Origin of the sequence: Pseudomonas sp. ENNP23, from assembly GCF_001728945.1 — a bacterium.
Taxonomy (GTDB): Bacteria; Pseudomonadota; Gammaproteobacteria; order Pseudomonadales; family Pseudomonadaceae; genus Metapseudomonas; species Metapseudomonas otitidis.
Window position 1 is genome coordinate 21762 of the sequence record NZ_LYSP01000025.1, and the last position, 25069, is coordinate 46830.

At 65.9% G+C, this 25069-nt stretch carries 24 protein-coding genes; 16 read left to right on the plus strand and 8 right to left on the minus strand.

Annotated features, from left to right (window positions below; genetic code table 11):
* Positions 1-6 precede the first annotated feature (6 nt).
* The 4 genes from A9G05_RS15085 to A9G05_RS15100 all read left to right on the plus strand — a co-directional run bounded on the left by A9G05_RS15085 (position 7) and on the right by A9G05_RS15100 (position 6681).
* The gene (locus tag A9G05_RS15085) at positions 7-2382 is read left to right on the plus strand and encodes an RND family transporter (protein ID WP_069561757.1); all 2376 of its coding nucleotides are present in this window, start codon (positions 7-9) and stop codon (positions 2380-2382) included.
* Between the two features lie 197 nt (positions 2383-2579).
* Positions 2580-3113 carry a sigma-70 family RNA polymerase sigma factor gene (locus A9G05_RS15090; protein WP_069561758.1) on the plus strand — a complete coding sequence of 178 codons (534 nt, stop codon included), beginning with the start codon at positions 2580-2582 and terminating at the stop codon, positions 3111-3113.
* Positions 3110-4069, plus strand: a complete 960-nt coding sequence (locus A9G05_RS15095) for a FecR family protein (protein WP_069561759.1) — start codon at positions 3110-3112, stop codon at positions 4067-4069. The genes A9G05_RS15090 and A9G05_RS15095 overlap by 4 nt, the downstream gene beginning before the upstream one ends.
* 128 nt (positions 4070-4197) lie before the next feature.
* The gene (locus A9G05_RS15100) at positions 4198-6681 is read left to right on the plus strand and encodes a TonB-dependent receptor (RefSeq protein ID WP_069561760.1); all 2484 of its coding nucleotides are present in this window, start codon (positions 4198-4200) and stop codon (positions 6679-6681) included.
* A 242-nt stretch (positions 6682-6923) separates the two neighbouring features.
* Here the strand turns inward: A9G05_RS15100 and A9G05_RS15105 are convergent, their stop codons facing one another.
* On the minus strand, positions 6924-7604 hold the full coding sequence (locus A9G05_RS15105; protein WP_069561761.1) for a type 1 glutamine amidotransferase domain-containing protein: 681 nt from the start codon (positions 7602-7604) through the stop codon (positions 6924-6926).
* A gap of 97 nt (positions 7605-7701) precedes the next feature.
* The gene (locus tag A9G05_RS15110; RefSeq protein ID WP_069561762.1) at positions 7702-8172 is read right to left on the minus strand and encodes a DUF1456 family protein; all 471 of its coding nucleotides are present in this window, start codon (positions 8170-8172) and stop codon (positions 7702-7704) included.
* Between the two features lie 82 nt (positions 8173-8254).
* Between A9G05_RS15110 and A9G05_RS15115 the strand changes: the two genes are divergently transcribed.
* The gene (locus tag A9G05_RS15115; RefSeq protein WP_069561763.1) at positions 8255-8572 is read left to right on the plus strand and encodes a hypothetical protein; all 318 of its coding nucleotides are present in this window, start codon (positions 8255-8257) and stop codon (positions 8570-8572) included.
* Here A9G05_RS15115 and A9G05_RS15120 read toward each other — a convergent pair.
* The gene (locus tag A9G05_RS15120) at positions 8569-8898 is read right to left on the minus strand and encodes a low molecular weight protein tyrosine phosphatase family protein (RefSeq protein ID WP_069561764.1); all 330 of its coding nucleotides are present in this window, start codon (positions 8896-8898) and stop codon (positions 8569-8571) included. The two genes, A9G05_RS15115 and A9G05_RS15120, sit on opposite strands and share 4 nt — an antisense overlap.
* Entirely contained in the window at positions 8895-10931 is a 2037-nt protein-coding gene (locus tag A9G05_RS15125) for a S9 family peptidase (protein ID WP_069561765.1), read from the minus strand. Before A9G05_RS15125 ends, A9G05_RS15120 begins: the two co-directional genes overlap by 4 nt.
* A 99-nt stretch (positions 10932-11030) precedes the next feature.
* On the opposite strand from A9G05_RS15125, the gene A9G05_RS15130 reads away from it, so the two are divergent.
* Genes A9G05_RS15130 through A9G05_RS15145 form a run of 4 tightly spaced genes read left to right on the plus strand, consistent with a single transcriptional unit; the run spans position 11031 to position 13323 of the window.
* Entirely contained in the window at positions 11031-11522 is a 492-nt protein-coding gene (locus A9G05_RS15130; RefSeq protein WP_069561766.1) for an MFS transporter, read from the plus strand.
* A 39-nt stretch (positions 11523-11561) separates the two neighbouring features.
* On the plus strand, positions 11562-12008 hold the full coding sequence (locus A9G05_RS15135; RefSeq protein WP_069561767.1) for an HIT family protein: 447 nt from the start codon (positions 11562-11564) through the stop codon (positions 12006-12008).
* A gap of 3 nt (positions 12009-12011) precedes the next feature.
* The gene (locus tag A9G05_RS15140; protein WP_069561768.1) at positions 12012-12785 is read left to right on the plus strand and encodes a class II glutamine amidotransferase; all 774 of its coding nucleotides are present in this window, start codon (positions 12012-12014) and stop codon (positions 12783-12785) included.
* Between the two features lie 13 nt (positions 12786-12798).
* Positions 12799-13323 carry a DUF2937 family protein gene (locus tag A9G05_RS15145; protein WP_069561769.1) on the plus strand — a complete coding sequence of 175 codons (525 nt, stop codon included), beginning with the start codon at positions 12799-12801 and terminating at the stop codon, positions 13321-13323.
* Here the strand turns inward: A9G05_RS15145 and A9G05_RS15150 are convergent, their stop codons facing one another.
* The gene (locus A9G05_RS15150) at positions 13324-14748 is read right to left on the minus strand and encodes a PLP-dependent aminotransferase family protein (RefSeq protein WP_069561770.1); all 1425 of its coding nucleotides are present in this window, start codon (positions 14746-14748) and stop codon (positions 13324-13326) included.
* Between the two features lie 98 nt (positions 14749-14846).
* On the opposite strand from A9G05_RS15150, the gene A9G05_RS15155 reads away from it, so the two are divergent.
* From A9G05_RS15155 to A9G05_RS15180, 6 genes are read left to right on the plus strand one after another with little or no spacing between them, the layout of a single operon-like run.
* Complete coding sequence (locus tag A9G05_RS15155) at positions 14847-15785, plus strand: DMT family transporter (protein WP_044408517.1); 939 nt, start codon at positions 14847-14849, stop codon at positions 15783-15785.
* Positions 15786-15788: 3 nt separating this feature from the next.
* The gene (locus A9G05_RS28475) at positions 15789-16241 is read left to right on the plus strand and encodes a Mov34/MPN/PAD-1 family protein (protein ID WP_044408514.1); all 453 of its coding nucleotides are present in this window, start codon (positions 15789-15791) and stop codon (positions 16239-16241) included.
* 26 nt (positions 16242-16267) lie between these two features.
* Entirely contained in the window at positions 16268-17683 is a 1416-nt protein-coding gene (gene moeB / locus A9G05_RS15165) for a molybdopterin-synthase adenylyltransferase MoeB (protein WP_069561771.1), read from the plus strand.
* Positions 17684-17692: 9 nt separating this feature from the next.
* Positions 17693-18607 (plus strand): PLP-dependent cysteine synthase family protein, encoded by a 915-nt coding sequence (locus A9G05_RS15170; RefSeq protein WP_069561772.1) that lies wholly within the window; start codon positions 17693-17695, stop codon positions 18605-18607.
* 23 nt (positions 18608-18630) lie between these two features.
* Complete coding sequence (locus A9G05_RS15175; RefSeq protein ID WP_069561773.1) at positions 18631-19617, plus strand: serine O-acetyltransferase; 987 nt, start codon at positions 18631-18633, stop codon at positions 19615-19617.
* A 4-nt stretch (positions 19618-19621) separates the two neighbouring features.
* Entirely contained in the window at positions 19622-20350 is a 729-nt protein-coding gene (locus tag A9G05_RS15180) for an alanyl-tRNA editing protein (protein ID WP_069561774.1), read from the plus strand.
* A gap of 39 nt (positions 20351-20389) precedes the next feature.
* Here A9G05_RS15180 and A9G05_RS15185 read toward each other — a convergent pair whose 3' ends face one another.
* Entirely contained in the window at positions 20390-21061 is a 672-nt protein-coding gene (locus A9G05_RS15185; protein WP_069561775.1) for a TIGR04211 family SH3 domain-containing protein, read from the minus strand.
* 210 nt (positions 21062-21271) lie between these two features.
* Complete coding sequence (locus A9G05_RS15190; protein WP_044408498.1) at positions 21272-21793, minus strand: GNAT family N-acetyltransferase; 522 nt, start codon at positions 21791-21793, stop codon at positions 21272-21274.
* Positions 21794-22100: 307 nt separating this feature from the next.
* Between A9G05_RS15190 and A9G05_RS15195 the strand changes: the two genes are divergently transcribed.
* Positions 22101-23186 carry a polyamine ABC transporter substrate-binding protein gene (locus tag A9G05_RS15195; protein WP_069561776.1) on the plus strand — a complete coding sequence of 362 codons (1086 nt, stop codon included), beginning with the start codon at positions 22101-22103 and terminating at the stop codon, positions 23184-23186.
* A gap of 78 nt (positions 23187-23264) precedes the next feature.
* Here the strand turns inward: A9G05_RS15195 and A9G05_RS15200 are convergent, their stop codons facing one another.
* Positions 23265-25007 carry an amidohydrolase gene (locus A9G05_RS15200; RefSeq protein WP_069561777.1) on the minus strand — a complete coding sequence of 581 codons (1743 nt, stop codon included), beginning with the start codon at positions 25005-25007 and terminating at the stop codon, positions 23265-23267.
* Positions 25008-25069 lie beyond the last annotated feature (62 nt).

Below are 25069 nucleotides of genomic sequence, written 5' to 3' on the forward strand. Positions count from 1 at the left end.
GTTTCGATGAGTAACCATCACCAGGACAAGGCGACCTTCCTGGAGCGCCTGATCTTCAACAACCGGCCGGCGGTGATCGTCATCTGCCTGCTGGTCAGCATCTTCCTCTTCTGGCAGGCCACCCAGGTGCGCCCGTCCACCAGCTTCGAGAAGATGATTCCGCTGCACCACCCCTTCATCCAGAAGATGATGGAGCACCGCAACGACCTGGCGAACCTGGGCAACACCGTGCGCATCTCGGTGGAAGCCAAGGACGGGGACATCTTCAGCAAGGACTACATGGAGACCCTGCGCCAGATCCACGACGAGGTCTTCTACATTCCCGGTGTCGACCGTTCCGGCCTGAAGTCCCTGTGGAGTCCCAGCGTCCGTTGGACCGAAGTGACCGAGGAAGGCTTCGCCGGCGGCGAGGTCATCCCGCAGACCTACGACGGTTCTGCCGACAGCCTGGAAGAGCTGCGCAACAACGTGCTCAAGTCCGGCCAGATCGGTCGCCTGGTGGCCAACAACTTCAAGTCCAGCATCATCGACGTGCCGCTGCTCGAGTCCTACCCGGACCCGAACGATCAGGGCAAGCTGCTGAAGCTCGACTATCGCCAGTTCTCCCATGAGCTGGAAGATAAGATCCGCGACAAGTACCAGGCCCAGAACCCGAACGTCCAGGTGCACATCGTCGGTTTCGCCAAGAAGGTCGGTGACCTGATCGACGGCCTGATCATGGTCGTGGCCTTCTTCGGCATCGCTTTCCTCACCACCCTGGTGCTGCTCTACTGGTTCACCTGGTGCATCCGCAGCACCATCGCCGTGCTCTCCACCACCCTGGTGGCGGTGATCTGGCAGTTGGGTCTGATGCACTCGGTGGGCTTCGGGCTCGACCCGTACTCCATGCTGGTGCCGTTCCTGATCTTCGCCATCGGCATCTCTCACGGGGTGCAGAAGATCAACGGCATCGCCCTGCAATCCAGTGACGCCGACAATGCCCTGACTGCGGCCCGGCGCACCTTCCGCCAGTTGTTCCTGCCGGGGATGATCGCCATCCTGGCCGACGCCGTGGGCTTCATCACCCTGCTGATCATCGACATCGGCGTGATTCGCGAACTGGCCATCGGGGCCTCCATCGGTGTGGCGGTGATTGTCTTCACCAACCTGATCCTGCTGCCGGTCGCCATCTCCTATGTCGGCATCAGCAAGAAAGCCATCCAGCGCAGCAAGAAGGACGCCACCCGCGAGCACCCGTTCTGGCGCCTGCTGTCCAACTTCGCCCACCCCACCGTGGCACCCATCTCCGTGGTCATCGCCATCATGGCCTTCGGTGGCGGCCTCTGGTACGGCAAGAACCTGAAGATCGGCGACCTTGACCAGGGCGCACCGGAGTTGCGTCCGGACTCGCGCTACAACAAGGACAACAACTTCATCATCAGCAACTACTCCACCAGCTCCGACGTGCTCGTGGTGATGGTCAAGACCAAGCCTGAAGGGTGCTCCACCCATGAAGCGCTGGCCCCCATCGACGAGCTGATGTGGACGATGGAGAACACTCAGGGCGTGCAGTCCGCCATCTCCATGGTCACCGTCTCCAAGCAGGTGATCAAAGGGATGAACGAAGGCAACCTGAAGTGGGAAACCCTCTCCCGCAACCAGGACGTGCTGAACAACTCCATCAGCCGCGCCGATGGGCTGTACAACACCGACTGCTCCCTGGCACCGGTGCTGGTGTTCCTCAACGACCACAAGGCCGAGACCTTGCAGCGCGTGGTCAAGGCAGTCCAGGGCTTTGCCGAGGAGCACAATAAGGACGGGCTGGAGTTCATGCTCGCCGCCGGTAACGCCGGCATCGAAGCGGCTACCAACGAGGTGATCGCCCAGACCGAGCTGACCATCCTGATCCTGGTGTACATCTGCGTTGCGGCCATGTGCCTGATCACCTTCCGCTCGATCCCGGCGACCATCTGTATCGTCATCCCGCTGATCCTCACCTCGGTGCTGGGCAACGCCCTGATGGCCTTCCTCGGCATCGGCGTGAAGGTGGCGACACTGCCGGTAATTGCACTGGGCGTGGGCATCGGTGTCGACTATGGCATCTACATCTACAGCCGCCTGGAAAGCTTCCTGCGCGCCGGTCTGACCCTGCAAGAGGCCTACTACCAGACGCTGAAGTCCACCGGCAAAGCGGTGCTCTTCACCGGCCTGTGCCTGGCCATCGGCGTGGCGACCTGGATGTTCTCGGCAATCAAGTTTCAGGCCGACATGGGCCTGATGCTGACCTTCATGTTCATCGTCAACATGTTCGGCGCGCTCTGGCTGCTGCCGGCCCTGGCCCGCTTCCTGATCAAGCCCGAGAAGCTTGCCGGCAAGACCGGGGGCTCACTCCTCGCGCACTGATCGGTGCTCTTCGAAACCGCGGCCTCGGCCGCGGTTTTTCGTTTCAGGAGACTGATCTTGACGCCGGGAAAAGTCTGACATCTAATGATATGCATTCTCATTTGTTGCTTTCCGTTATCTGTCAGCCTTGACCGGGCGGGAAGCACTTGCAGTCGGGGGTGTCGTGAAGTCAGGTCTGGCCGGTGGGGAAGCCCGCCATGGATGAGCAGTTCCGTGGCACCGTCTCGGGCGCCTACCGGGCCTTCCATGCCGAACTGCTGAAGTTCCTCGGCAAACGCTTGGGCAGCCAGGCCGATGCGGCTGATCTCGCCCAGGACGCCTTCGCCCAGTGGCTGGGTTCACGCGATCGCGCCCGCGTGGCCCAGCCCCGCGCCTTCCTGTTCCAGATCGCCCGCAACCTCCTGCGTGACCACTGGCGACGCCAGCAGGTGAGGGGTGGGACGGAGCCAGTCTCTGTCGAGCACGATGGGGCGTTGTTCGAGCACGCCGCCCCAGGCCCCCAGGACAAGGCCGAACAGCACCAGCGCTTGCATCACCTGGCCCGGGCGCTGGATGATCTGCCGCCGCGCCGGCGGGAGGCCTTCGTTCTGCACAAGTTCGACGGGCTTTCCCAGGCCGAAGTCGCCGAGCGCATGGGGATTTCCCTCAGCATGGTGGAGAAGCACGTCGCCTGTGCCCTCCTGCATTGCAGGCAGCGCCTGCTCGATGCGGGACAGGAGGATGTGTCATGAACGAGAACACGTGGATGGAAGCACGCCCCTCGATCGACGAGCAGGCCGCGACCTGGCAGGCGCGGCGCTCCGGCAGCCAGTTCAGCGCACGGGATGAAGCCGAGTTGCAGGCCTGGCTGGCCGCCAGCCCTGCTCATGCCCGCGCCTTTTCCGAGATGCAGCAGATCTGGGCTGAACTTGATCGCGTACCGCGCCCGAGCCTTTCAGCACCGGTAGTGCCGCTGCGTCCGCGCCGCTGGCGCCTGCCCCTGGCTGCCGTTGCTTCCTTGCTGCTCGCGTGTGTCCTGATACTGGTCTCCCGGGGCGGGCCCGAGGTCGACGAGACCTTTGCCAGCCCCCGTAGCGCCACGCAGCAGGTGACCCTGGCCGATGGCACCCGCATCGACCTCAACCGCGCCACGCGCTTGCGCGTTCGCCTGTATGACGATCACCGGGAGGTGGACCTGCTGGAAGGTGAAGCCTTCTTCGCCGTTGCCCGTGATGAAGCTCGTCCCTTCGACGTCATCGCCGGAGAAGGGCGGGTGAGGGTACTGGGCACCCGCTTCAACGTAAGGCGCAGCGAGCAGCGGCTGGATGTGGCGGTGGAGAGCGGCCATGTGGCCGTCGAGCCTCATCCAGGAACGGCGCAGCCGCTGGAACTGCTGGCAGGGGACAGCCTCGATTACGACTACCGCACCGCCACCCTCGAACAAGGCCAACGCCGGCCCGAGGAGATCGCCAGCTGGCGCAGGGGGCAACTGGTCTTCCGGGATCGCCCCTTGGCGCAGCTACTCGACGAGGTGTCGCTCTATCGCCCGGCCCCGGTGGGCCTGGCAGACCCGAGGCTGGCCCAGCGGCGTGTCTCCGGCAGCCTCAACCTCGCCAACCCGGATGCCTTCCTCGCTGCCTTGCCGCAATTGCTGCCGGTCCAGGTCGAGCGTCTGGCGGATGGGCGAGCGTTGATCCATCCGCGCTGAAGGCCTGGTTGATTCGCTACAAATAAAAATATTTTTCATTCGCATATGTGGGTTTTTCTCGTCTGTGCGTCTTCCTCCCGGTAACCGCCAGTTGCCGTGGCGGTCCTGCAGCACAAGGGGAGACCTGCATGAACACCCGTACCACCCGCTTCGCCCTGCGCCGGCTCGTTGCCGGCAGCGCTCTGGCGGCCTGGCTGGCCAGCGCCTCGGCCCTGGCACAGGACCACGACTTCGACCTGCCGGCCCAACCCATGGCCAGCGCCCTGACCAGCCTCGCCCAGCAGGGGCAACTTCAGGTGCTGTTCGATGAAGCCCAATTGCGCGATGTGCGTGCGCCGGCGCTGAAGGGCCGCTACAGCCCGCGCCTGGCCCTGGAGCGGTTGCTGTCGGGGACGGGGCTGGAGCTGGTGGAAGCAGGGGATGGGTTCGTGGTGCGGCGCTTGCCGGGGAATGATCAGGCACCTGCTAATGACAACGTCCTCAACCTGGGCAGCACCAGCATCATGGGGGATGCCATCGATAGCAGCACTGTGGGGCGCTCGGTGCTGACCCAGGAAGACATCGACCGCAAGCAGGCCGACAACATTGGCGAACTATTGGATACGTTGCCTGGGGTCAGCTCCAGTGGCTCACCCAGGCCAGGTGGGCAAACTCTGAATATCTGGGGCATGGGGGATGTCGAGGACGTCAAGGTTATCCTCGATGGCGCCCCAAAGGGCTTCGAGAAGTACCGCCAGGGCTCGGTGTTCATCGAGCCGGAGTTGATCAAGAACGTCGAGGTCGACAAGGGGCCACACAATTCGCTCTACGGAAACGGTGGCTTCGGCGGCGTGATCAAGGTCGACACCAAGGACCCGGCCGACCTTCTCCAGGACGGGCGTGATGTAGGGGCATTCGTCAAGTACGGCTACCACACCAATGACCGCCAGGAGATATACAGCGGAGCCGTCTACGGTCAGACCGAAGACAAGATGCTCGACGGCCTGCTGTTCATGAACTGGCGTGACGGTGGGAATATCAAGCGTCCCGATGGCACGCGCTTCGTATACTCCGAGAATCAGCTCGATGCCTTTCTGTTCAAGAGCAACCTGCGCCTCAATGAGGAGCATGTGCTCACCCTGTCTGCGATGCAGTCCGGAAGCCAGGCCTGGGAGCCGTTCGCAGCCAAGCGCGATGAAATGGCCGCGCCCACGGCGGCTGAGATCGCTCGCTACGGGTTGGACGGTGCGTGGAAGCGCAAGCTGGTCTACCGCGACCAGGACGATGAGAACTACTCCCTCAAATGGAACTACGCACCGCTCGACAATCCCTGGGTCAACGTTACAGCCAGCTACGCCTATTCCAAGACCGATCAGCACGACAAGCGGCCGGACAATGCCTCGACCGGGCTGTCTGGTTCATTGGGCAACGAGAGTTGGGTGAACTACACCGACCGCTTGGCGGAACTGAAGAATGAAAGCCGCTTTGACACCGGGCCGTTTGCCCATGTGGCAACGGTGGGTGTGCAGTGGCACGGACATGAGCGCGACACTCTGATGAAGGACCTCGGGAAGTCCCGTGATGCGAATTACAACTTTGGCCTTTATCAGCCCTACTACATGCCATCAGGCGAGCAGGAGACGCGTAGCGGCTTCTTGCAGGACGCCATCACCTTCGGCTCGGTGACCATCACACCGGCCCTTCGCTACGATCAGGTAATCAGCAAGGGAGAGCCCAACCTGGCTCCTCGCTTCAACAACCCGGACCCCGCAGTTGGGCATGACTACAGTCAGGTCCGCTATACCGGGTGGTCGCCTCGCCTGGGTATATTCTGGACCGCGACGGAGAATCTGGCGTTCTTCGCGGATTACAGCAAGACCTGGCGCGCGCCCCTGATCGACGAGCTGTACGAGGTGCAGAGTGCGCTCAGCAGTGTTCCGGGCACCAGTCGCAATCTCGATCCCGAACGCATCACGGGCATTCGTCTGGGGAGCATCTTAAACGTGGACCGGTTGCTGGTTGACAGCGACAGCCTGCAGATCCGTACCACCCTGTTCCGCAACCGTGGCAAGGATGAGATCTTCAAGCGCACAGGTGTCTACTGCGCCGAGAAGCTCAGCAGCAGTACCGATTGCCCGGGCACTCTCTCGAACAACCGCAACCTGCCGGGCTACACCATCGAAGGACTGGAGGTGGAGTCGTTCTATGACAGCGCACGGGTGTTCGGCAGCCTGTCGATCTCCTACGTCCGCGGACGTCGTGATGCATCTCCGGCGAACCCCTGGGGACAACCGACCTGGATTGCCGAGATACCGCCTCGCAAGGCAGTGGCCACGCTGGGCGTGAAGGTGCCGGAAGTGGACATGGCCATGGGCTGGACCGGGCAGTTTGTGCGCAAACAGGACCGTTCGCCGGTAGATGATGACCCTCGGATGGCGTTCTGGAGCTACACGCAGAGCCAGGGCTATGCCTTGCACGGTGTGTTTGCCAGCTGGAAGCCTCAATTCGCCAAAGGTTTCGAAGCGCGGTTGGCGGTCGACAACCTGTTCAACCGTGAGTACTACCCCTATCTCGGCGACGCCGTCTCCGGTGTGGGGCGGAACGTGAAACTGAGCGTTTCGCAGTTCTTCTGAAAACACAGGGCATGGACAACGACGAGCTGACAGGGATGCGTCCAGAGCTCTGAGATGGTTGGTTTGTGGACGTGATGTGGCTACGGGCCTACCGCTGTCCATCTCATCCATGAGTCGCCTGGATGCGGTGGGCTGAGGCCCACCTACGGCCCGTCCCTTCCCTTAGGAGCCGGCGCTGCTCGCGAAGCGCCTGATGATCGGCCCGGGCGGGAAGGGCTCTAGCTGGCCCACCGGGCACCACTTCACTCCCCGAGCAACTGCAACAACGCGGCGGCAGTGGGCTCCGAGGAGGCCGGGTTCTGCCCGGTGATCAGGTGGCCGTCGGCGACCACATGGGGTTGCCAGTCGGCCACCTTGGAGTAGTGGGCGCCGAGGTCGCGGAGCATGTCCTCCACCAGGAAGGGCACCACCTCGCTGAGGCCCACCGCCGCTTCCTCCGAATTGGAGAAGCCAGTCACCGCGCAGCCCTGCACCAGTGGGTTGCCATCGGCGGCGCGGGCGTTCTTCAGCACGGCAGGGGCGTGGCACACCGCCGCCACCGGCTTGCCGGCGTTGTGCAGGTCTTCGATCAGAAGGATGGAGAAGGGGTCGTCCACCAGGTCCCACAGCGGACCATGGCCGCCGGGGTAGAAGAGGGCGTCGTAGTCGGCCGAGACCAGCCCCGCCAGCGGCAGGGTGTTGGCCAGCGCCTGCTGGGCCTGCGGGTCGCTGCGAAAGCGGCGGGTGGCTTCGGTCTGCGCGGCCGGGTCGTCACTCTTCGGGTCCAGCGGCGGCTGCCCACCCCGGGGAGAGGCCAGTACCACTTCGGCCCCGGCATCACGGAAGGCGAAATAGGGCGCGGCGAACTCCTCCAGCCAGAAGCCGGTCGGCTGGCCGGTATCGCCCAGGCGGTCATGCGAGGTCAGCACCATGAGGATTTTCATCGGCTACTCCTTGAGGTCATCGAGGGGTGTGACTGGCGCCGTTACGGCAAGGTTCCGGTGGCCGGCCGATGAATTCTAGACGCGCCGATGAAGGTTCTCAGCCTTGAGGCGGGCGCCGTCTGGCGGTGAGGCCGCGGAGGAAGTTGCGCAGCACCTGGTCGCCGCAAGGGCGGTAGTTCTTGTGGTCCTTCTTGCGGAACAGCGCCCCCACCTCGGCACGGGTCATGGGCAGGTCGGCTTCGCGGAGGATGTCGAGGATGTCGTCCTCGCGCAGCTCCAGGGCCACGCGCAGCTTCTTCAGCACCTGGTTGTTGCTCATCGGCAGTTCGAGGGGGAAGGGCGGGCGGCTCTCGTCCCTGCCGCGCATGGCGTAGACCAGCCCGTCGAGAAAGCCGGCCAGGCGCCGGTCGCTGCAGGCGTGGTAGCCCTCCTCATCTTCGCGGGTCAGCCAGGCCGCGACTTCCTGCAGGCTCACTTCCTGGTCGGCCAGGCCGATGATTTCCACCACCCGTGCGTCGCTGATGTCCAGCAGGTAGCGCAGGCTGCGCAGTATGTCGTTGTTGGTCATGGGGCATTCCGTCGGAGTGGTCGGGCAGCCGTGAGCTGGCCGTTAGACTGGGAACGTCGATGCCGAAAGGCAGGAGGTCCAGATGAAGCGCGCCATTGTGCTCGCATTTTCCGCGCTGGTCGCGATCAGTTGCGCCGCCCAGGCCCAGCAGCCGCCCTTGTTGCGCTCGCCCGGCACGCCGGCACCCGGTTCGCCCGGTACCGCCACGCCACAGCCCTATTCCCAACCCAGTCCGCCGAGCCTTCCGTCTGCCGCCCCGCCGGGCAGTCCGCCGTTGCTGGTGAACCCGCCGACCACGCGCCAGGCAGACCCGCGTGACGAACGCATTCCGCTGCTGCAGGAACAGCTCGACCGTAACAGCAGGGGGCTGGGCAACGGTGAGAAGACGCCGGCGCCCTAGCGCAGCAGCGGCGGTACCCGGGCCTGGAGCAGCGCCACCAGGGCCGGGTCCATGTAGTCGTACTCGTCGGGGATATCCAGGCTGACCACGCGCTTGCCCTTGAGCGCGGCGGGGAAGCGTGCCGCCAGCTTGCGCCGATGGCTGCCCTCCATAACCAGGATCAGGTCCGCCCAGGCCAGGGCCTCGGGCGTTACCGGGGTCTCCGCCTCGGCCTTGAGGCCGGCCGAGTCGGTCTCGATCCCTGGCCAGCTGGCGAACAGTTGCTCGGCGGTGGGGCTGCGCAGCCGATTCTGGCCGCAGATGAACAGCAGGCGCTGGACCTTCACGCGGCAGCCAGCCCCAGCACCTTGAACAGAAAGGCGTATTCCAGGGCGACGTCGCGCAGCGCCTGGTAGCGCCCGCTCATGCCGCCGTGGCCGGCACCGAGGTCGGTCTTGAGCAGCAGCAGGTGGTCGTCGGTGCGGGTCGCCCGCAGCTTCGCCACCCATTTGGCGGCTTCCCAGTACTGCACCCGCGAGTCGTTGTAGCCGGCCACCACCAGCAGCGCCGGGTAGGCCTGGGGCTTCACGTTTTCGTAGGGGGCATAGCTGCGGATGCGTTCGAACACTTCGGGCTGGTTCGGGTCGCCCCACTCGTCGTACTCGGTGACGGTGAGCGGCAGGTCGGGATTCTGCATGGTGTTGAGCACGTCGACGAAGGGCACTTCGGCGATGGCCGCTGCGAACAGCTCTGGGCGCTGGTTGAGCACGGCGCCGATCAGCAGTCCGCCGGCACTGCCGCCGCTGATGACGAGCTGTTCGCGGGTCGTCAGGCCCTCCGCCAGCAGGTGCTCGGCACAGGCGATGAAGTCGCCGAAGGTGTTGGCCTTGTGCTCCAGCTTGCCGGCGCGGTACCAGGCTTCGCCCAGCTCACCGCCGCCGCGTACGTGGGCGATGGCGAAGACGAAGCCACGGTCCAGCAAACTCAGGCGGGCATGGGAAAACCAGGGGTCGAGGCTCGCGCCGTAGGCGCCATAGCCATAGAGGTAGAGCGGCGCCGGGTGGCCCAGGGTTTCGCGGCGGGCGACCAGGCTGATGGGGATGCGCGTGCCGTCCGCTGCCGTGGCCCAGAGGCGCTGGCTGACGTAGGCATCGGCGTCGAACGGGCCTTCCACCGGCGTCTGCTTGAGCACTCGCTGCTCACCGTCGGCCAGGCGCAGCTCGCGGACCTGGGCAGGGCGGTTGAGGGCTTCGTAGCGCAGACGGATCACCGGGCTGTCGAACTCCAGGCTGTCCTGCACGTAGAGGCTGTAGGCCGCATCCGGCAGTTGCACGCGGTAGGCGGTGCCGCTGGCAGGGTGCACTTCGATCACCGGCAGGCCGCCTTCGCGCAGGCTGAGGGTGAGGGCGCTGCTGTTGAGGCTGAGATCCTCCAGCATGCGCTCGGGGTCGTGGGGGATACGCTCCTGCCAGTGCTCGCGGCTCGGGTCCGCCTCCTCGGCCAGGTAGAGGGCGAAGTTGATGCCGGCCTGGTTGCTGCGGATCAGCCAGCACCAGTGTCCATCGACCTGGCCGTGGTCGACGTAGTACTCGTGGCCTTCCTCGCGAGGGGCGATGCAGCGGAAGTCGGCATCGGGCGTCCCGGCGTCCAGCACCCAGGTTTCGCTGGTGGTCTTGCTGGACAGGTCCAGCAGCAACTGGCGCTCGGAGCTGGCACGGTGGCAGCCGAGGAAGAAGCGCCCGTCCGGTTCCTCGAAGACCTGTTCCGCACGGGCCTCGCCCAGGCGGTAACGGTGCAGGCGGAAGGGGCGGTGGGTCTCGTCCAGCTCGCCGAAGAACAGCGTGCGGCTGTCGTTGGCCCAGGTCATGCTGCCGTCGCAGTCGTCGAAGGGGAGGGCATGCAGGGTGCCGTCCACAAGGTCGCGGACGAACAGCTCGTAGACCTCGTCGCCGCTGGTGTCGAGGCTGTAGGCCAGCAGGCGGTGGTCGGGGCTGACGCTGAAGGCACCGACCGAGAGGAAGCCGTCGCTCGCCAGCGCGTTCGGGTCCAGCAGCAACTGCTCGGTGGCCGGGTCGATGTCCAGGGAGCCGTCCTGCGGGCGCGCACAGCGGTAGTGGCGCGGGTATTCATCGCCGGCGGTGGTGCGCTGGTAATAAAGGTAGGGACCCCAGGGCGTGGCGAGGGACAGGTCGGTCTCGCGGATGCGGCCGCGGATTTCCTGGAACAGGCGCTCGCGCAGGTCGGACTGGTCGGCCAGTTGCTCGTCCAGCCAGGCGTTCTCGGCCTTCAGGTAATCCAGCACCTCGGGGGCGTCGCGTTCTTCCAGCCAGCGGTAGGGATCGGCGCCATCCTGGGCTCGGGCGATGGGGGCGTATGACATGAGGTCCTCTCGGGGGCGGCGGGCGACGGCGGGGGGACGCCGGAGCGGGGAAAAGTCGCTATCATAAGCGCCCCTTTGCCCGCCATGCCACGGAAGCCAATGAACGAACACGACTACCTACTTGCCTGGGGTGCCTACGCCGTGGCGGCCCTTGGCTGCCTGCTGGTGTGCTTCCGTGCGACCGGCTGGATGTGGCGCTGGCTGCGCGAGCCGGTGCGCCTGGTAGTGGCGGTGCTGCTGCTGACCCCTACGCCGGTGGATCCGGGCCGTGACCTGTACGCCCCCGCCGTGGCGGTGACGGCGCTGGACATGGTGTTCAAGGTGGGCAACAACGCCTGGAAGGCGGTCTCCGACCTGGCCATGTACGGCATGATCGGCTTGGTGCTGTACCTGGTCTTCGTGGCCATCCGTTGGCCCATCGAGCGGGCGATCAAGGCTCGCCGTGCGGCCCGCGAGCGGCCGGCCGAGGAGCCCGTGGACGATGAGGAGCCCACCCTGCGCCAGTTGATGGAGCGCGAGGGGGATGCCCGCTTCGACACCCGCACCGATGCCCGCGGCGACCGCCGCCTGCGGATCGAACCGCGCCTCTAGCCACGCAGCAGGACCCTTTCATTCGCCAGGGAGTGCCCGATGGATTGCGTGTTCTGCGCCATCGCCGGTGGCCATGCACCGGCTCATGTGCTGCACGAGGAGGCGGATTTCCTGGTGCTGCTGGACATCTTCCCCCTGCGCCCGGCCCACGTCCTGGTGGTCGCCCGGCAACATGCGCCGTATCTCCATGACCTGCCCGAGAGCGCCCGCGCGCGCCTGCTGCCCCTGGCCGATGAGCTGATGGCGGCGATGCGCAGGGCTGGCCTTGGCGAACAGGGCATCAACATGCTGGTGAACGACGGGCCGGATGCGAACCAGCACGTGCCCCACCTGCATCTCCACCTGATTCCAAGACGCCGGGGTGACCTGGCGGGCCTGTTGTGGCGGGCGCTGACCCGTTTCCTGCCCCTGGGGCGCACTGCGCTCCAGGCGCGCCTGGAACGGGAAGCCGACCTGTTGCGGCGGGCCATGAAACGAGAGCCTTGATCCATGTGCGAACTGCTCGGCATGAGTGCCAACGTCCCCACCGACATCGTGTTCAGCTTCACCGGCCTGATGCAGCGTGGCGGCGGTACGGGCCCCCACCGTGACGGTTGGGGCATCGGCTTCTACGAGGGGCGGGGGCTGCGCCTGTTCCAGGACCCGTCGGCCAGTGTCGAGTCCGAGGTGGCGCGCCTGGTGCAGCGCTACCCGATCAAGAGCGAGACCGTCATCGGCCATATCCGCCAGGCCAACGTCGGCAAGGTCTGTCTGGCCAATACCCACCCCTTCGTGCGGGAGCTCTGGGGGCGCAACTGGTGCTTTGCCCACAACGGCCAGTTGGCGGACTTCCAGCCCGTTCCCAGCTTCTACCGCCCGGTGGGCGACACCGACAGCGAGGCGGCCTTCTGCGACCTGCTCAACCGGGTGCGCCAGGGCTTCCCGGAACCGGTGCCGGTGGAGGTGCTGCTGCCGGTGCTGGTGCAGGCCTGTTCCGAGTACCGTACCCGGGGCGTGTTCAATGCCCTGGTCAGTGACGGTGACTGGCTGTTCTGCTTCTGTTCCACCAAGCTGGCCCACATCACCCGCCGTGCGCCCTTCGGCCCGGCGCGGTTGAAGGACGCCGACCTGACGGTGGACTTCCAGGCCGAGACCACCCCGGATGACGTGGTGACGGTGATCGCCACCGAGCCGCTCACCGACAACGAAACCTGGACGCGCTACCAGCCCGGGGCCTGGGCCCTGTGGCGACGCGGCGAATGCCTGGCCTCGGGCCAGACCTGAGAGGAGAGGGGCGATGCTGAGAAGCTACCTGAGGCTGGTGCTGTTCACCCTGGGGCTGCTGGTTGGCGTCCAGGTTCCCGGCTTCGTCGATGACTACGCCAAGCGCGTGGAGGCCCATCGACTGGAAGCCGAACGCGCCCTGGCAGGGTTCCGCGAGACGGCCAAGCGCTTCTTCGACGGCAACCTCGACGCCCTGGTGGCGCATTACCGCCAGAGCGACGACCCGGTGATGCGCAGCGACGCCGACAGCGTCGCCACCCTGGTCAACCGCGATACCTTGCTGCAGCTGGAATGGCAGGCCATGCAGGGTGCCTGGTACGCACGCACCTGGCACGTGCTGAGCGCGGCCGACCGCGAGCTGCTGCTGGAGACCGCCAACGCCTACAGCTACCAGGTGCTGCTGGTGCCCGAGGCCATCGGCTGGGGCCTGGCCTGGGCTTTCCTCCTGGCCTGGCTGCTGGAGAGCCTGGCGCTGGGCCTGGCGCGCCTGGCCGGTGTCGGCCGTGCTCGCAAGGTTCAGCAGCGCCACTGGCGCTGATCAGGCTTCGAAACGTTCCGCCCCGTGGCGCAGGGTGCTGGCGAGGGCGAGGAAGCCGTCGTACAGCAACTGGTCACTGGTGGAGGCATTGCTGACGCTGGCGCGTACGTACTGGGGCACCGCCGCCCGGCCGACGGCGAAGGTTTCGGCGGCGGTGATCAGGTAGTTGCGCAGCTTCAGGTCGGCCTCCACGTCGGAGGCGCGCCAGGCCTCCGGCACCTCGATCCAGAAGTGCGGGCTTTGCGGGTGGGTGCGGTACTGCAACCCGTCCAGCAAGCCCTCCACGAGCGCCTTGCGCCGGCCGATCTCGGCGATCTGCTGGTGCAGCAACTTGCTCGCCGTGCCGTTCTCGATCCACTGGGTAGACAGCTCCAGCGCCAGGGGTGTGGCCATCCAGCAGGTGGCGCGCAACGCGGCGGCGATGCGGCTGACCAGCGTAGTCGGTGCATGCAGGTAGCCCACCCGCAGCCCGGCCGCCACCGCCTTGCTCAGGCTGCTGATGAGGATGCAGCGCTCCGGCGCGTAGTGGGTCATCGGTGGCGGGCGGTCTTCCACCAGCACCGCGTGGGCCTCGTCCTCGATGATTAGCAGGTTGTGTTCGCGGCACAGCCGCGCAATGGCCTCCCGCCGCTGCGACGAGAGTACGGCCGTGGTGGGGTTCTGGATGGTTGGTGTGCAGTACAGTGCCGACACCCGGTTGCTGCGGCATAGCTCGTCGAGGGATTCCGGGACCAGTCCTTCCTCGTCCATGTCCACGCCCAGCAGCTTGATGCCGAGCATCCGCGCCACGGTGATCAGTCCGGGATAGGTGAGCTGCTCGGTGACGATGGTGTCTCCGGCCCGCAACAGTGCCATCAGCGTGCAGAGCAGGCCGTGCTGGCCGCCGTTGACGCACAGCACCTGGTCCGCCTGGGGCTGGAACTCGCCATGGGCGAGCCATGCAGCGCCGGCCTGGCGGTAGCGTGGCAAACCGGCGTCCGGCGTATAGAGCGCCAGTTCCCGCAGGGTCTGCGGGTCTCGTGCCAGGTCCATCAGGCTCTGGGCGAGGAAGGCGGTTTCAGGGCCGGGGATATGCATGTTCCGGCTCATGTCGTAGAGCTCCGGCGCCTCCTCGATGAAGTTGCGGAAGCCCTCGTCGCGCTTGCGCTCCAGGCCGCGACGCCGCACGAAGGTGCCGTCGCCGACCCGCGCCACCACCAGCCCCATCCGCTCCAGCTCGGCATAGGCACGGCTCACCGTACCGATGGTGACCCCCAGCCGGTCCGCCAGGTTACGGTGGGGGGGCAGCTTCGAGCCGCCTTCGATCGTCCCTTCCAGGATCCTGATCTCCATCGCTCCGGCGAGGCGCTTGTACTTGGCGCCCTGCCCGGAATTCAGTGCGTCTTTCAGGATTGACACCGTGTCAATAATTGGTTTGACAGCCATTTTTCGTCCTAATAGCCTGATTGAGCCGTGTCAATCAGTGATTGATACCTGGTATTTGAGGGTCAATTTAGCAGCTACGAAGGATTGTCATCATGCCAATGTCCGCGGTAATTGAAAACACCAGCAAATCCAGGAAGCAATGGCTGGGGGCATTGGTCACCAGCCTGCTGTTCCTGACTGTGTGCCTCAGTTGGGGCACCACCTGGCTGGGCATCAAGATCGCCGTGGAAACCGTGCCACCGCTCACCGCTTCCGGCCTGCGCTTCCTCATCGCTTTCCCGCTGTTCCTCTGCTTCGCCCTGATCCGTGGCGACTCGATCTTCTTCCCTCGGGGCAGCTTCGGTTTCTTCGTGTTCGTCACCCTGTGCTACTTCAGCGTGCCGTACTACCTGCTCAACTACGGGGAGACCCACGTCTCCTCCGGGCTCACTGCACTGCTGTTCAGTTGCATGCCGGTGTTCATCCTGATCTTCTCCTCGCTGTTCCTGCAGGAGCGCATCTACCTCTCCCAAGTGGTCGGCATCGCCATCGGCTTCGGCAGCCTGTTCATGATCCTGCGCGGGCAGGGGCTGAGCCTGGAGCACTCCGAGGCCGTCGGCGTGCTCGCCATCCTCGCGGCGGCCGTGATGCATGCGCTGTGCTACGTGGTGACCAAGAAGAAGGGCGCGGAGATCAGCGTCATCACCTACAACACCCTGCCCATCGGCCTGGCCGGCCTGATGCTGTTCCTCGTGGGGTTGGGCGTGGAGCAGCCGGATTTCGGCGCCATCAGCGGCCGTTCCTGGGGGGCGCTGGCCTACCTGGGGCTGTGCGCATCGGTGGGCGGCTTCATCGTGTACTTCTTCCTGCTCAAGCGCCTCAATCCGGTGATCCTGTCCTTCGTCTTCATCATCTTCCCGGTGTTCGCTGTGATCATCGGGGCCTGGTACGAAGGCCACACCATCTCCCGTGACCTGGCGTTCTATTCCTCGCTGCTGTTGATCGGCTTCGCCATCACCAAGGTGCCCATGGAAAAGTTCCTGGCGAAGAAGGACTGACCCATGGCTGACCAGGACGTCTTCAGCGCCGAAGTCCTCGGCGCCATCTACCGCCATGCCGCCGAGACCTACCCCGAAGAGTGCTGCGGCTTCGTGTTCGCCGATGCCCGGGTACACCGTGGCGAGAACATTCAGAACCAGCTCAACGAACGCAGCCCCGAGGTGTACCGACGCAGCGCCGCCAACGGCTACACCTTCGCCGTCGCCGACACGCTGCTGCTCAACCGCAGCCTGCGCGGGGACAACCCGGTGCGCGTCATCTACCACTCCCACCCGGACGTGGGGGCCTATTTCAGCCGTGAGGACGAGGACAAGGCGCTGTTCATGGGACAGCCCATCCACCCCGTGACCTACCTCGTGGTGGACGTCCGCGCCGGCGAGGCGATGGGCGCCAAGCTATTCGAATGGAACGGCGAAGGATTCGTCTGCAGCCGGGAATTCCCCGGCAACCCATAACGACCTGCAAGAAAAGGAGTTTGGCTATGAATGTGGTGATCTTCCCCGACGTACTGGCGCGGGTCGCCAAGTTGCCCGCCGCGCGGGTGGAAGGCGAAGGCCGGACGGTGCGCGAGCTGGTGGAAGGCATCTGCGAACGGCATGCCGCCCTGCGCGAGCACCTGTTCTACGGCAACGCCCAGATCAAGGAGCACTTCCTGCTCACCGCCAACGGCGAGCTGGTGGACGTGGACAGCGAACTGGCCCCGGGCGTCGAGCTGGACATCATGCTCGCCACCTCCGGCGGGCTGGATGTCGACGAACTGAGCAACGATGAAGTGCGGCGCTACGTGCGCCACATCACCCTGCCGGATGTCGGGCGTCAGGGCCAGTTGCGACTGAAGAAGTCTCGCGTGCTGGTGGTCGGTACCGGTGGCCTGGGCTCCCCGGTGAGCCTCTACCTCGCGGCAGCCGGCGTCGGCACCCTGGGGCTGGTGGATTTCGACCGGGTGGAAAGCAGCAACCTGCAGCGCCAGGTGGTGCATGGCACCTCCACCCTCGGGTTGCCGAAGGTGGAATCCGCCCGGCGCCGCCTGGAGGACCTCAACCCCGGCATCCAGATCCACGCCCACGACTGCGCCATCACCCCCGACAACGCCATGCGCCTCGTTGGTGATTACGACCTGGTGGTGGATGGCACTGACAACTTCGGCACCCGCTACCTGCTCAACGATGCCTGCGCGCTGTTGCGCCGGCCGCTGGTGTACGGTGCCCTGCATCGCTTCGACGGACAGATGAGCGTGTTCAACCACCAGGACGGTCCCTGCTACCGCTGCCTGTTTCCCAAGAGCCCGCCTGCCGAACTCGCCCCCAACTGCAATGCCGGCGGCGTCATAGGCGTACTGCCGGGCGTGGTCGGACTGATCCAGGCCACCGAGGCAATCAAGCTAATCCTCGGTATCGGCGAACCCCTGGTGGGGCGCCTGATGCGCTTCGACGCGCTGTCGATGAAGTTCTCCGAGATCCGCTTCAAGCGCCGCGCGGACTGCCCCACCTGCTCGCCAAGTCGTACCGACCGCGAGCTGCAGGTGGAGGAGCCGGTGGTCTGTGCCTCCAGCCAGATGAGCGAATCGACCCTGCCCGCCGACTTCTTCGTCAGCCCGCGCGAGCTGCAGCTGAGTCTGGCCCGAGGCGAGAAGCTGCAACTGCTCGACGTGCGCGAGCCGAACGAGCTGGAGGTATGTCGCCTGCCCGGCAGTCTCAACCTGCCCCTGGGCGAGTTGGATGCCCGCCTCGCTGAACTCGATCGCGAACGTCCACTGTGCATCGTCTGCTACGGCGGCACGCGCGCCGAGCGCGCCGCCCAGTTGCTGCTGAGTGCCGGCTTCACCGGCTTGCGGGTGCTGCAAGGCGGCATCAAGGCCTGGGCCCGGGATGTCGACCACGACATGCCGCTGTACTGAGGGACCGAGATGATCCACGAATCGCTGCTTCAGGCTATCGGCGAGACGCCAGTGGTCCGCCTCGCCGCCTTCAGTGCCGAAACCGGCCTGGAGGTCTACGCCAAGCTGGAGTCCCTCAACCCGGGTGGCAGCCACAAGGCCCGCATCGCCCTGGCCATGGTCCGTGACGCCGAGGCGCGCGGCATCCTCGTGCCAGGCAGCGGGCAGACCATCATCGAACCCAGCGGCGGCAACACCGGCATCGGCCTGGCCATGGCCGGCAGCCTGCTCGGCTACCGCGTGGTGCTGGTCATCCCCGACAACTACAGCCCCGAAAAGCAGAAGCTGCTGCGGCTGTATGGCGCCGAGGTGGTGCTCTCCGACAGTCGCCGTGGCAACAACTCCCACGGCGAGAAGGCCATGGAGCTGCAGTTGGAAAACCCCGGCTACGTGATGCTCAACCAGCAACGCAACCCGGCCAACCCGGAGATCCACCGGCGCACCACCGCGCAGGAAATCCTCCGGGACTTCGACGACCGGCCGCTGGATTGCCTGGTGGCCGGCATCGGCACCGGTGGGCACATCACCGGCCTGGGGGAAATCCTCAAGGCACGCTGGCCGCACCTGCGGGTGTTCGGCGTCGAGCCGGAGCAATGCGACCTGCTCAACGACCGCCACGCCCCGCACGAGATCCAGGGCCTGTCCATCGGCCTGGTGCCGCGCATCCTCAACCTCGGCGTGCTGGACGGCATGCTCAAGGTCTCCAAGGCCGCCTGCCTGGATCGGGTGCGCCACACCATGCGCACCGATGCCATCAGCCTGGGGTTGTCCTCGGCGGCCAACCTCGTGGCCATCGCCGAGCTGGCCCATGAGCTGCCCACCGGAACCCGGGTGCTGACCCTGGTGTACGACGGCGTCGACAGCTACCTGCCACATTTCGAATGACCAGCCAGGGGAGGGCTAACAGCATGTGGGGATATCTCGATCGGTTGAAACTCTACGACAGGCTGCTGGACCACCTGGTCCGCATCCTGTCTTCCGATGACTTGGGCATGCTCATGCCGCACCTCGACGGCATCATGGAAGCAACCGTGCAGCAGGTGGCCGAGGACCTCCAGGCCTATGCCGCGCGCGATCCCGCGTCCTGCGGACGTACCGGGCTGATCCTCGAGACCTATGCGTCGTTCAAGGCCATCCTCTTCCATCGTCTGGCCCATCAGGTGTGGCTGCATGGCGGGCTGGCGGAGCGCGAGATCATCGCCCACAAGCTCGCCAGCGCCGGCAAGCTGCAGTCTGGCGCTGAGATCCACCCGGCCGCGCGCATCGGGCGGCGCTTCGTGCTGGATCATGGCTTCGGCACCGTCATCGGCGAAACCTGCGAGATCGGCGACGACTGCTACCTGCTGGCGGGCGTCACTCTCGGCGCCAGCGGCATCGCCGACAACCCCGGCGGCAAGCGCCACCCTCGGCTTGGCAACGGTGTGGAAGTCGGCGCTGGAGCGCGCATCCTCGGCGCGGTGAGCATCGGCGACAACGTGTTCATCAGTCCCGCCTGCGTCATCACCCGGGACGTGCCCGCCAACACCCGGGTGAGCATCGTCAACCAGTTGCAGATGCAGCGGGCCAGCATGTCGTCCAACTGCGGCTTCCTCGGTGCGTTCGTTCTCGGCGAGCGCCTGCACCTGGTGGGTGAGCTGCCCGAGTCGGGCGAGGTGATGGTGCTGGACGCCGACCACCGTCGCCTCGGCTGCCTGTCCCTGGAATGCACCCTCAGCGAGCAACACCACCGCCAGTACCGCCTGCGCAACCTCGGTGCCGTGGTACCGGCCCCGCGCTACCCCCTGAACCTGCGCATCGTCGGGCCGGTCCAGGACATCACCCTGCTGGACCCGCCGGGCCTCTGTGCCCTGGTCAGGTCCGTGCTGCAACCCCACCTCATCAGCATAGGAGGCTGACCTCATGTCGGTATTCACCCTGCATACCCATGCCCTGTTCGACGAGGCGCCTTACCAGCGCACCTTCACCGCCCGCGTCCTCGCCGTCAGCGAGCAGGGCGTGGCCCTCGATCAGACCCTGTTCTATCCCACCGGTGGTGGCCAGCCGGGTGACCAGGGGCACTTCCTGCTGCCCGATGGCTCGGTGGCGACGGTGATCGGCACCCAGCGCGACCCGCTGCTCAAATCGATCATCTGGCACCAGTTGGAGGAGGGCGCACCGGTGGTCACCACCGGCATGGAGTTGCAGGGCTGCCTCGACTGGGAGCGTCGCTACCAGCACATGCGCATGCACACCTGCCTGCACCTGCTCTGCTCGATCATCGATGCGCCGGTCACCGGCTGCAGCATCGGTGCGGAGAAGGGCCGCCTGGACTTCGACCTGCCCGAGTCCACCCTCGACAAGGAGGTGATCACCCAGAGCCTCAACGAGCTGGTCAATGGAGCCCTGGACGTGCGCGTCCACATGCTGCCGTCCAGCGAGTACCAGACCGTGCTGGAGATGACCCGCACCCAGGCCGTGGCACCGCCGGTCATGCAGGGCATGGTGCGGGTGGTGGACATTCCCGGTGTCGACATCCAGCCCTGTGGCGGCACCCATGTGAAGAACACCGCCGAGGTCGGCCAGGTGGTCTGCGACAAGATCGAGAAGAAGAGCCGGCACAACCGGCGCGTCACCCTGCGCTTCGCGTGAAGCGCGATCGGCCCGGATGGACTCGGGCCAGCACCCGCCTCAGATCCACTGGTCGTTGCGCTTGCGCCTGACCCGCAGCAGCGTCGGCAGCGCCAGCCCGGCTAGCAGGCCGGCGCCGGCAATGCTGCCGCCGTACACCATGTAGCGCATCAGCACCTGCTTGTTCTCATCTCCCAGCTGCGCCTGGGCCTCGCGCAGGTCCGAACGGGCCTGGCTCAGCTCGCTGTCCAGCAAGGCGCGGGCGGCCTGGAGTTCGTCGATCAACGCCTTGCGCGAGTCCAGCGTCTCCTGCATGCCTTGCACCCGCTGCTTCCAGGTGTCGTCGATGCTGGCCAGTTGCGTGCTCAACTCTGCCACCTCCTGTTCCAGTTGCGGCAGCCGCTCGGCCTGGCCGGGCACCTCCTGCAGGTCGCGGCTGGGAATCCACACGGCGCTGCCGTTCTCCCCGCGTACCTGGCTGTAGTCGCCCTGGGTCGAGAGCAGCTTCACCTTCTGACCCGAGGTCAGCGTACCGACGATGCGGTAGCCATCGGTAGGCCCGCTGCGGACGTAAGTGGTCAGGCTGTCGCTGATCCAGCGGACGTTGCCGGCTTTCTCCTCCTCGGCCAGGGCGGCGCTGCCAGCCAGCAGCAGGCCGGTGGCCAGGCTGGCGCCGAGCAGGCGCGGGGAGAGCAGGGAGCGGAAGGCGAACGGGGGACGGGGTCGGGACATGGCGCAATCTTCATAGGGTGATGGACGGGCCCGCCGGGCGGGCATGACGGAAGCCGGCTCCCTGTCGCGGGAGTGTCTCGCCCGGATGGCCCATGGCCATGCCGTCCACCCGGCGAGCCGACAGCGAACTGACAGCTCGTCACCCACCGGAGTTCACTCGTGGCCGGAAAGCGAGACGGGTGGCCCCATCGTTCCAGCCCCGTCCGTGACTCAATGAGTGGCCTGCACCACCCGGTAGTTCAGCAGCAGCGGCTCGTCCGCCAGCTCGATCTGCTGCACCGCACGGGGCAGGTCCTGCAGCACCGCCTGCCAGAAGGCCAGGGCGGTGGCATCGTCCTGGTAGAAACGCACCAGCCAATCGCGTTCTCCGCTGGTCAGCACCTGGGTGACCAGCGCGCGCCCCAGGCCCTGGCGCCGGTACTTCTTGAGGATGAACAGGTCCGCCAGCTCCAGCGCGTCCATTCCCGGCAGCTCGCTGGCCTCCACCAGCAGGAACCCGGCGATGAAGCCGTCCACCAGCAGCAGGTTGGCGCTCCAGTCGGGCTCCTGCCAGTAGCGCACCAGGTGCTCCTCATGCAGGTAGAAACGGCCGTCGGCCTCCACGTCCTCCTGCTCCCAGTCCGAGGACTCATAGGCATAGAACTGGTAGAGATTGCGGATCAGGTCGGCCTGGTCCGGGCCGGTCTGGACCAGCTCGACGACAGGAGCGGAGAAGGGAGGCAGGTCGCGCATCGGGCACTCGTGGCAGTGAAGGCGGGGTGCGTATTTTCGTCGCGGTCGGGCCGGCGGTAAACGCCCGAATCGCCGCAGGGCGCGGCGTCGGCCCTGGCAAAGCGTCGCGGCCCGCGCGCCAGAGCACCGGCAAGTACTTGTAGGCCGCCCGCGCCAGTCGCATTCTTGCCAGCGGGCCCGCAGGGAAGGATGGGCCCCGCGCAGACATTGTCTCGTCCCATCCTGCGGATGAAGCTGGCGACACGCCGGTATCGTTCTACGCTTGCGGTGCCTCGTTCACCCTTTCTACAGCCAGGAAACAACCACAATGAGACGTTCCTTCGCGCCCATGCTCCTGACCCTCGCCGTATCCGGTGTGGCCCAGGCAGCGGATACGGTGAAGATCTACAACTGGACCGACTACATCGCCCCCGACACTGTCGCCAACTTCACCAAGGAGACCGGCATCAAGGCCGTCTACGACGTGTACGACAGCAACGAGACGCTCGACGGCAAGTTGATGACCGGCAAATCCGGCTACGACATCGTGGTGCCTTCCAACCACTTCATGGCCAAGCAGATCCAGGCCGGCGCCCTGAAGAAGCTGGACAAGTCCCAGCTACCCAACTGGAAGAACCTCAACCCGGTGCTGATGAAGGCGCTGGAAGTGAACGACCCGGGCAACGAGCACGGCTTCCCCTACATGTGGGGCAGCACCGGCATCGGCTACAACCCCGCCAAGGTCAAGGCCGTGCTGGGCGACAACGCCCCGCTGGACTCCTGGGACCTGATCTTCAAGCCCGAGTACATGGAGAAGCTCGCCAAGTGCGGCGTCGCCATCCTCGACAACGGCCCCGAGCTGCTGCCCATCACCCTCAACTACCTGGGCCTGCCGCACCACAGCCAGAAGGCTGATGATTACAAGACCGCCCAGGCTGCGCTGCTCAAAGTGCGCCCCTACGTGCGCTACTTCCACTCCTCCAAGTACGTGGGCGACCTGGCCAACGGCGAGATCTGCGTGGCCGTCGGTTTCTCCGGCGACATCCTCCAGGCCGCCACCCGCGCCAAGGAGGCCGGCAACGGCGTCGAGGTGAAGTACTCGATTCCCAAGGAAGGTTCGCCCATGTGGTTCGACATGGTGGCCATGCCTGCCGATGCTCCGAATGAGAAGGCCGGTTACGCCTTCATGAACTACCTGCTGCGCCCCGAGGTGATCGCTGGCGTGAGCAACTACGTGAAGTACGCCAACGGCAACAGCGCCTCCGACGTCCAGGTGAACCCGGACATCAAGGCCGATCCGACCATCTACCCGCCGGAAGAGGTCATGGCCAAGCTGTTCGCCCTCGAAGCCGTGCCCATGAAGCTCGACCGCGTCCGTACCCGCGTGTGGAGCACGGTAAAGACCGGCAAGTAAGTCGCACCCGAACCCGAAACGCCCCGGCTTGCCGGGGCGTTTTTGTTGGCCCGGCCCGTTCTGCGGGCGTTGCTGTAGCTAGAGGCCAGCCTCGTACACCGCGCGGCCACCGAACCAGGTCTTCAGTACCCGGGTTTCGGCCAGGGCCTTGGCGTCCACGGTGAACACGTCGCGGTCGAGGAGGATGAAGTCGGCCTGCTTGCCGGCGGCCAGCGAGCCGATGCGTTGTTCCTGGCCGATGGCCCGGGCGGCGTTGAGGGTGTAGGCGTAGAACATCGTCTCCCGGTCCAGACGCTCGTCGGCATTGAGCACGCCTTTCTCTCCCTCGCGGGTCATGGCCTGGGCCATGGCGGCCCACGGATTGGGCGAGGACACCGGCCAGTCGCTGGCGCCGGCGAGGGTTGCTCCCTGCTTCAACAGCGAATGGGCCGGGTACTGGTAGCGGAAGGCGAAGGCGCTGACGTAGGGCTTGACCATGTCCAGCGTGTAGTCGTCCCCGGCAGCCCAGAGCAGTTGCATCGAGGCGCTCACGTCGAGCGGCTTGAAGCGCGCGAACTCCTTGGGGTTCACCAGTTGCAGGTGGGTGATGGAGTGGGTGATGCCGCTCTGCCGGTCTCGGCGTGCCTGCGCGATGCCATTGAGCGCCTCGCGCACGGCCCGGTCACCGATGGCGTGGATGTGTACGAGCCAGCCGCGTGCATCCGCCGCACTGACCAGTTCGCCGAAGTGCGCCGGGTCGATCAGCAGTTCGCCCTGCTTGTGGCTGTTGCTGTACGGGTCGATCAGTGCCGCGCTCTGCGCCGGGTACTCCAGCACGCCGTCGGCGAAGATCTTGATCCCCGGCAGGCTCAGGTTGTCGATGCCCTGGAACTGCTGGCGCACCTTCTCCAGGGTGTCCAGGTCGGCGGGGCGGCTCTTCGGGTGGGCCACCAGCAGCGCGGCGACATGGGCGGTCAGCTCGCCCTTGTCCGCCAGGGCCTTGTACACCGGCAGCACGCCGACGGACTTCTCCGTGGGCTTCAGGGCGAACAGCGGCTCACCCGGTGCACCGTTGGCGGCCGGGTCCATCCAGGCGGTCACGCCCAGGCTGTTGAAGGTGTTCACGGCGTTTTCGCCCGCCCGCAGCAGGGTCGCGGCCTCCAGCGGTGGCAGTACGGCGGCCACGCGGTCCCAGCCGGCATCCACCAGGAAGCCGTTGGGCGTGCTGTCCTTGCCCAGGCCGATGGTGCCGCGCTCGGCCTCGGGCAGGCTGGCCAGCAGCTTGGCGTCGATGCCGGCGCGCTGGCGCATGGCGGCGTTGGCCCAGGCGGTGTGGTGGTCGCTGCCGACGAAGACGATGGGCACCCCGGCCCACTCGCCCTGGTCGAAGCGCTGGCCCAACGCTTCGGCCTGGGCCCAGTAGACCGAGGTCATCCCGCCTACGTAGAGCGCATCGCCCCGGCGCGCGGTGCCATCGTCACGCCAGGCCCGCAGGCGTTTCTCCAGCTCGTCCAGGCTCACCTGCTCATCGCCCATGTTGGCGGTGGACATCTCCAGGCCGCCGAAGATGGCGTGGGCGTGGGTGTCGATCAGCCCCGGCATCAGTGCCTTGCCGCCCAGGTCGATGCGCTGGGTGCCGGCGTCCGCCAGGGCGCTGATTTCCGCATCGCTGCCCACCGCCAGCACCTTGCCGTCCGCCACGGCCAGGGCTTGCGCCATCGGCCGGGCCTTGTCGGCGGTGAAGACCTTGCCGTTGAGCAGCACCATGTCGGCGCCGGCCATGGCTTCCCACGAGGCAAAAGCCAGTGCCGTGGCCAGGAGTCGAGGAACGAAAGTTTTCACGGGAGCCCCCTTGTTTTTGTAGGTGTGGCGGCGAGACTAGCGGCTCGTTCCGCCGTGGATAA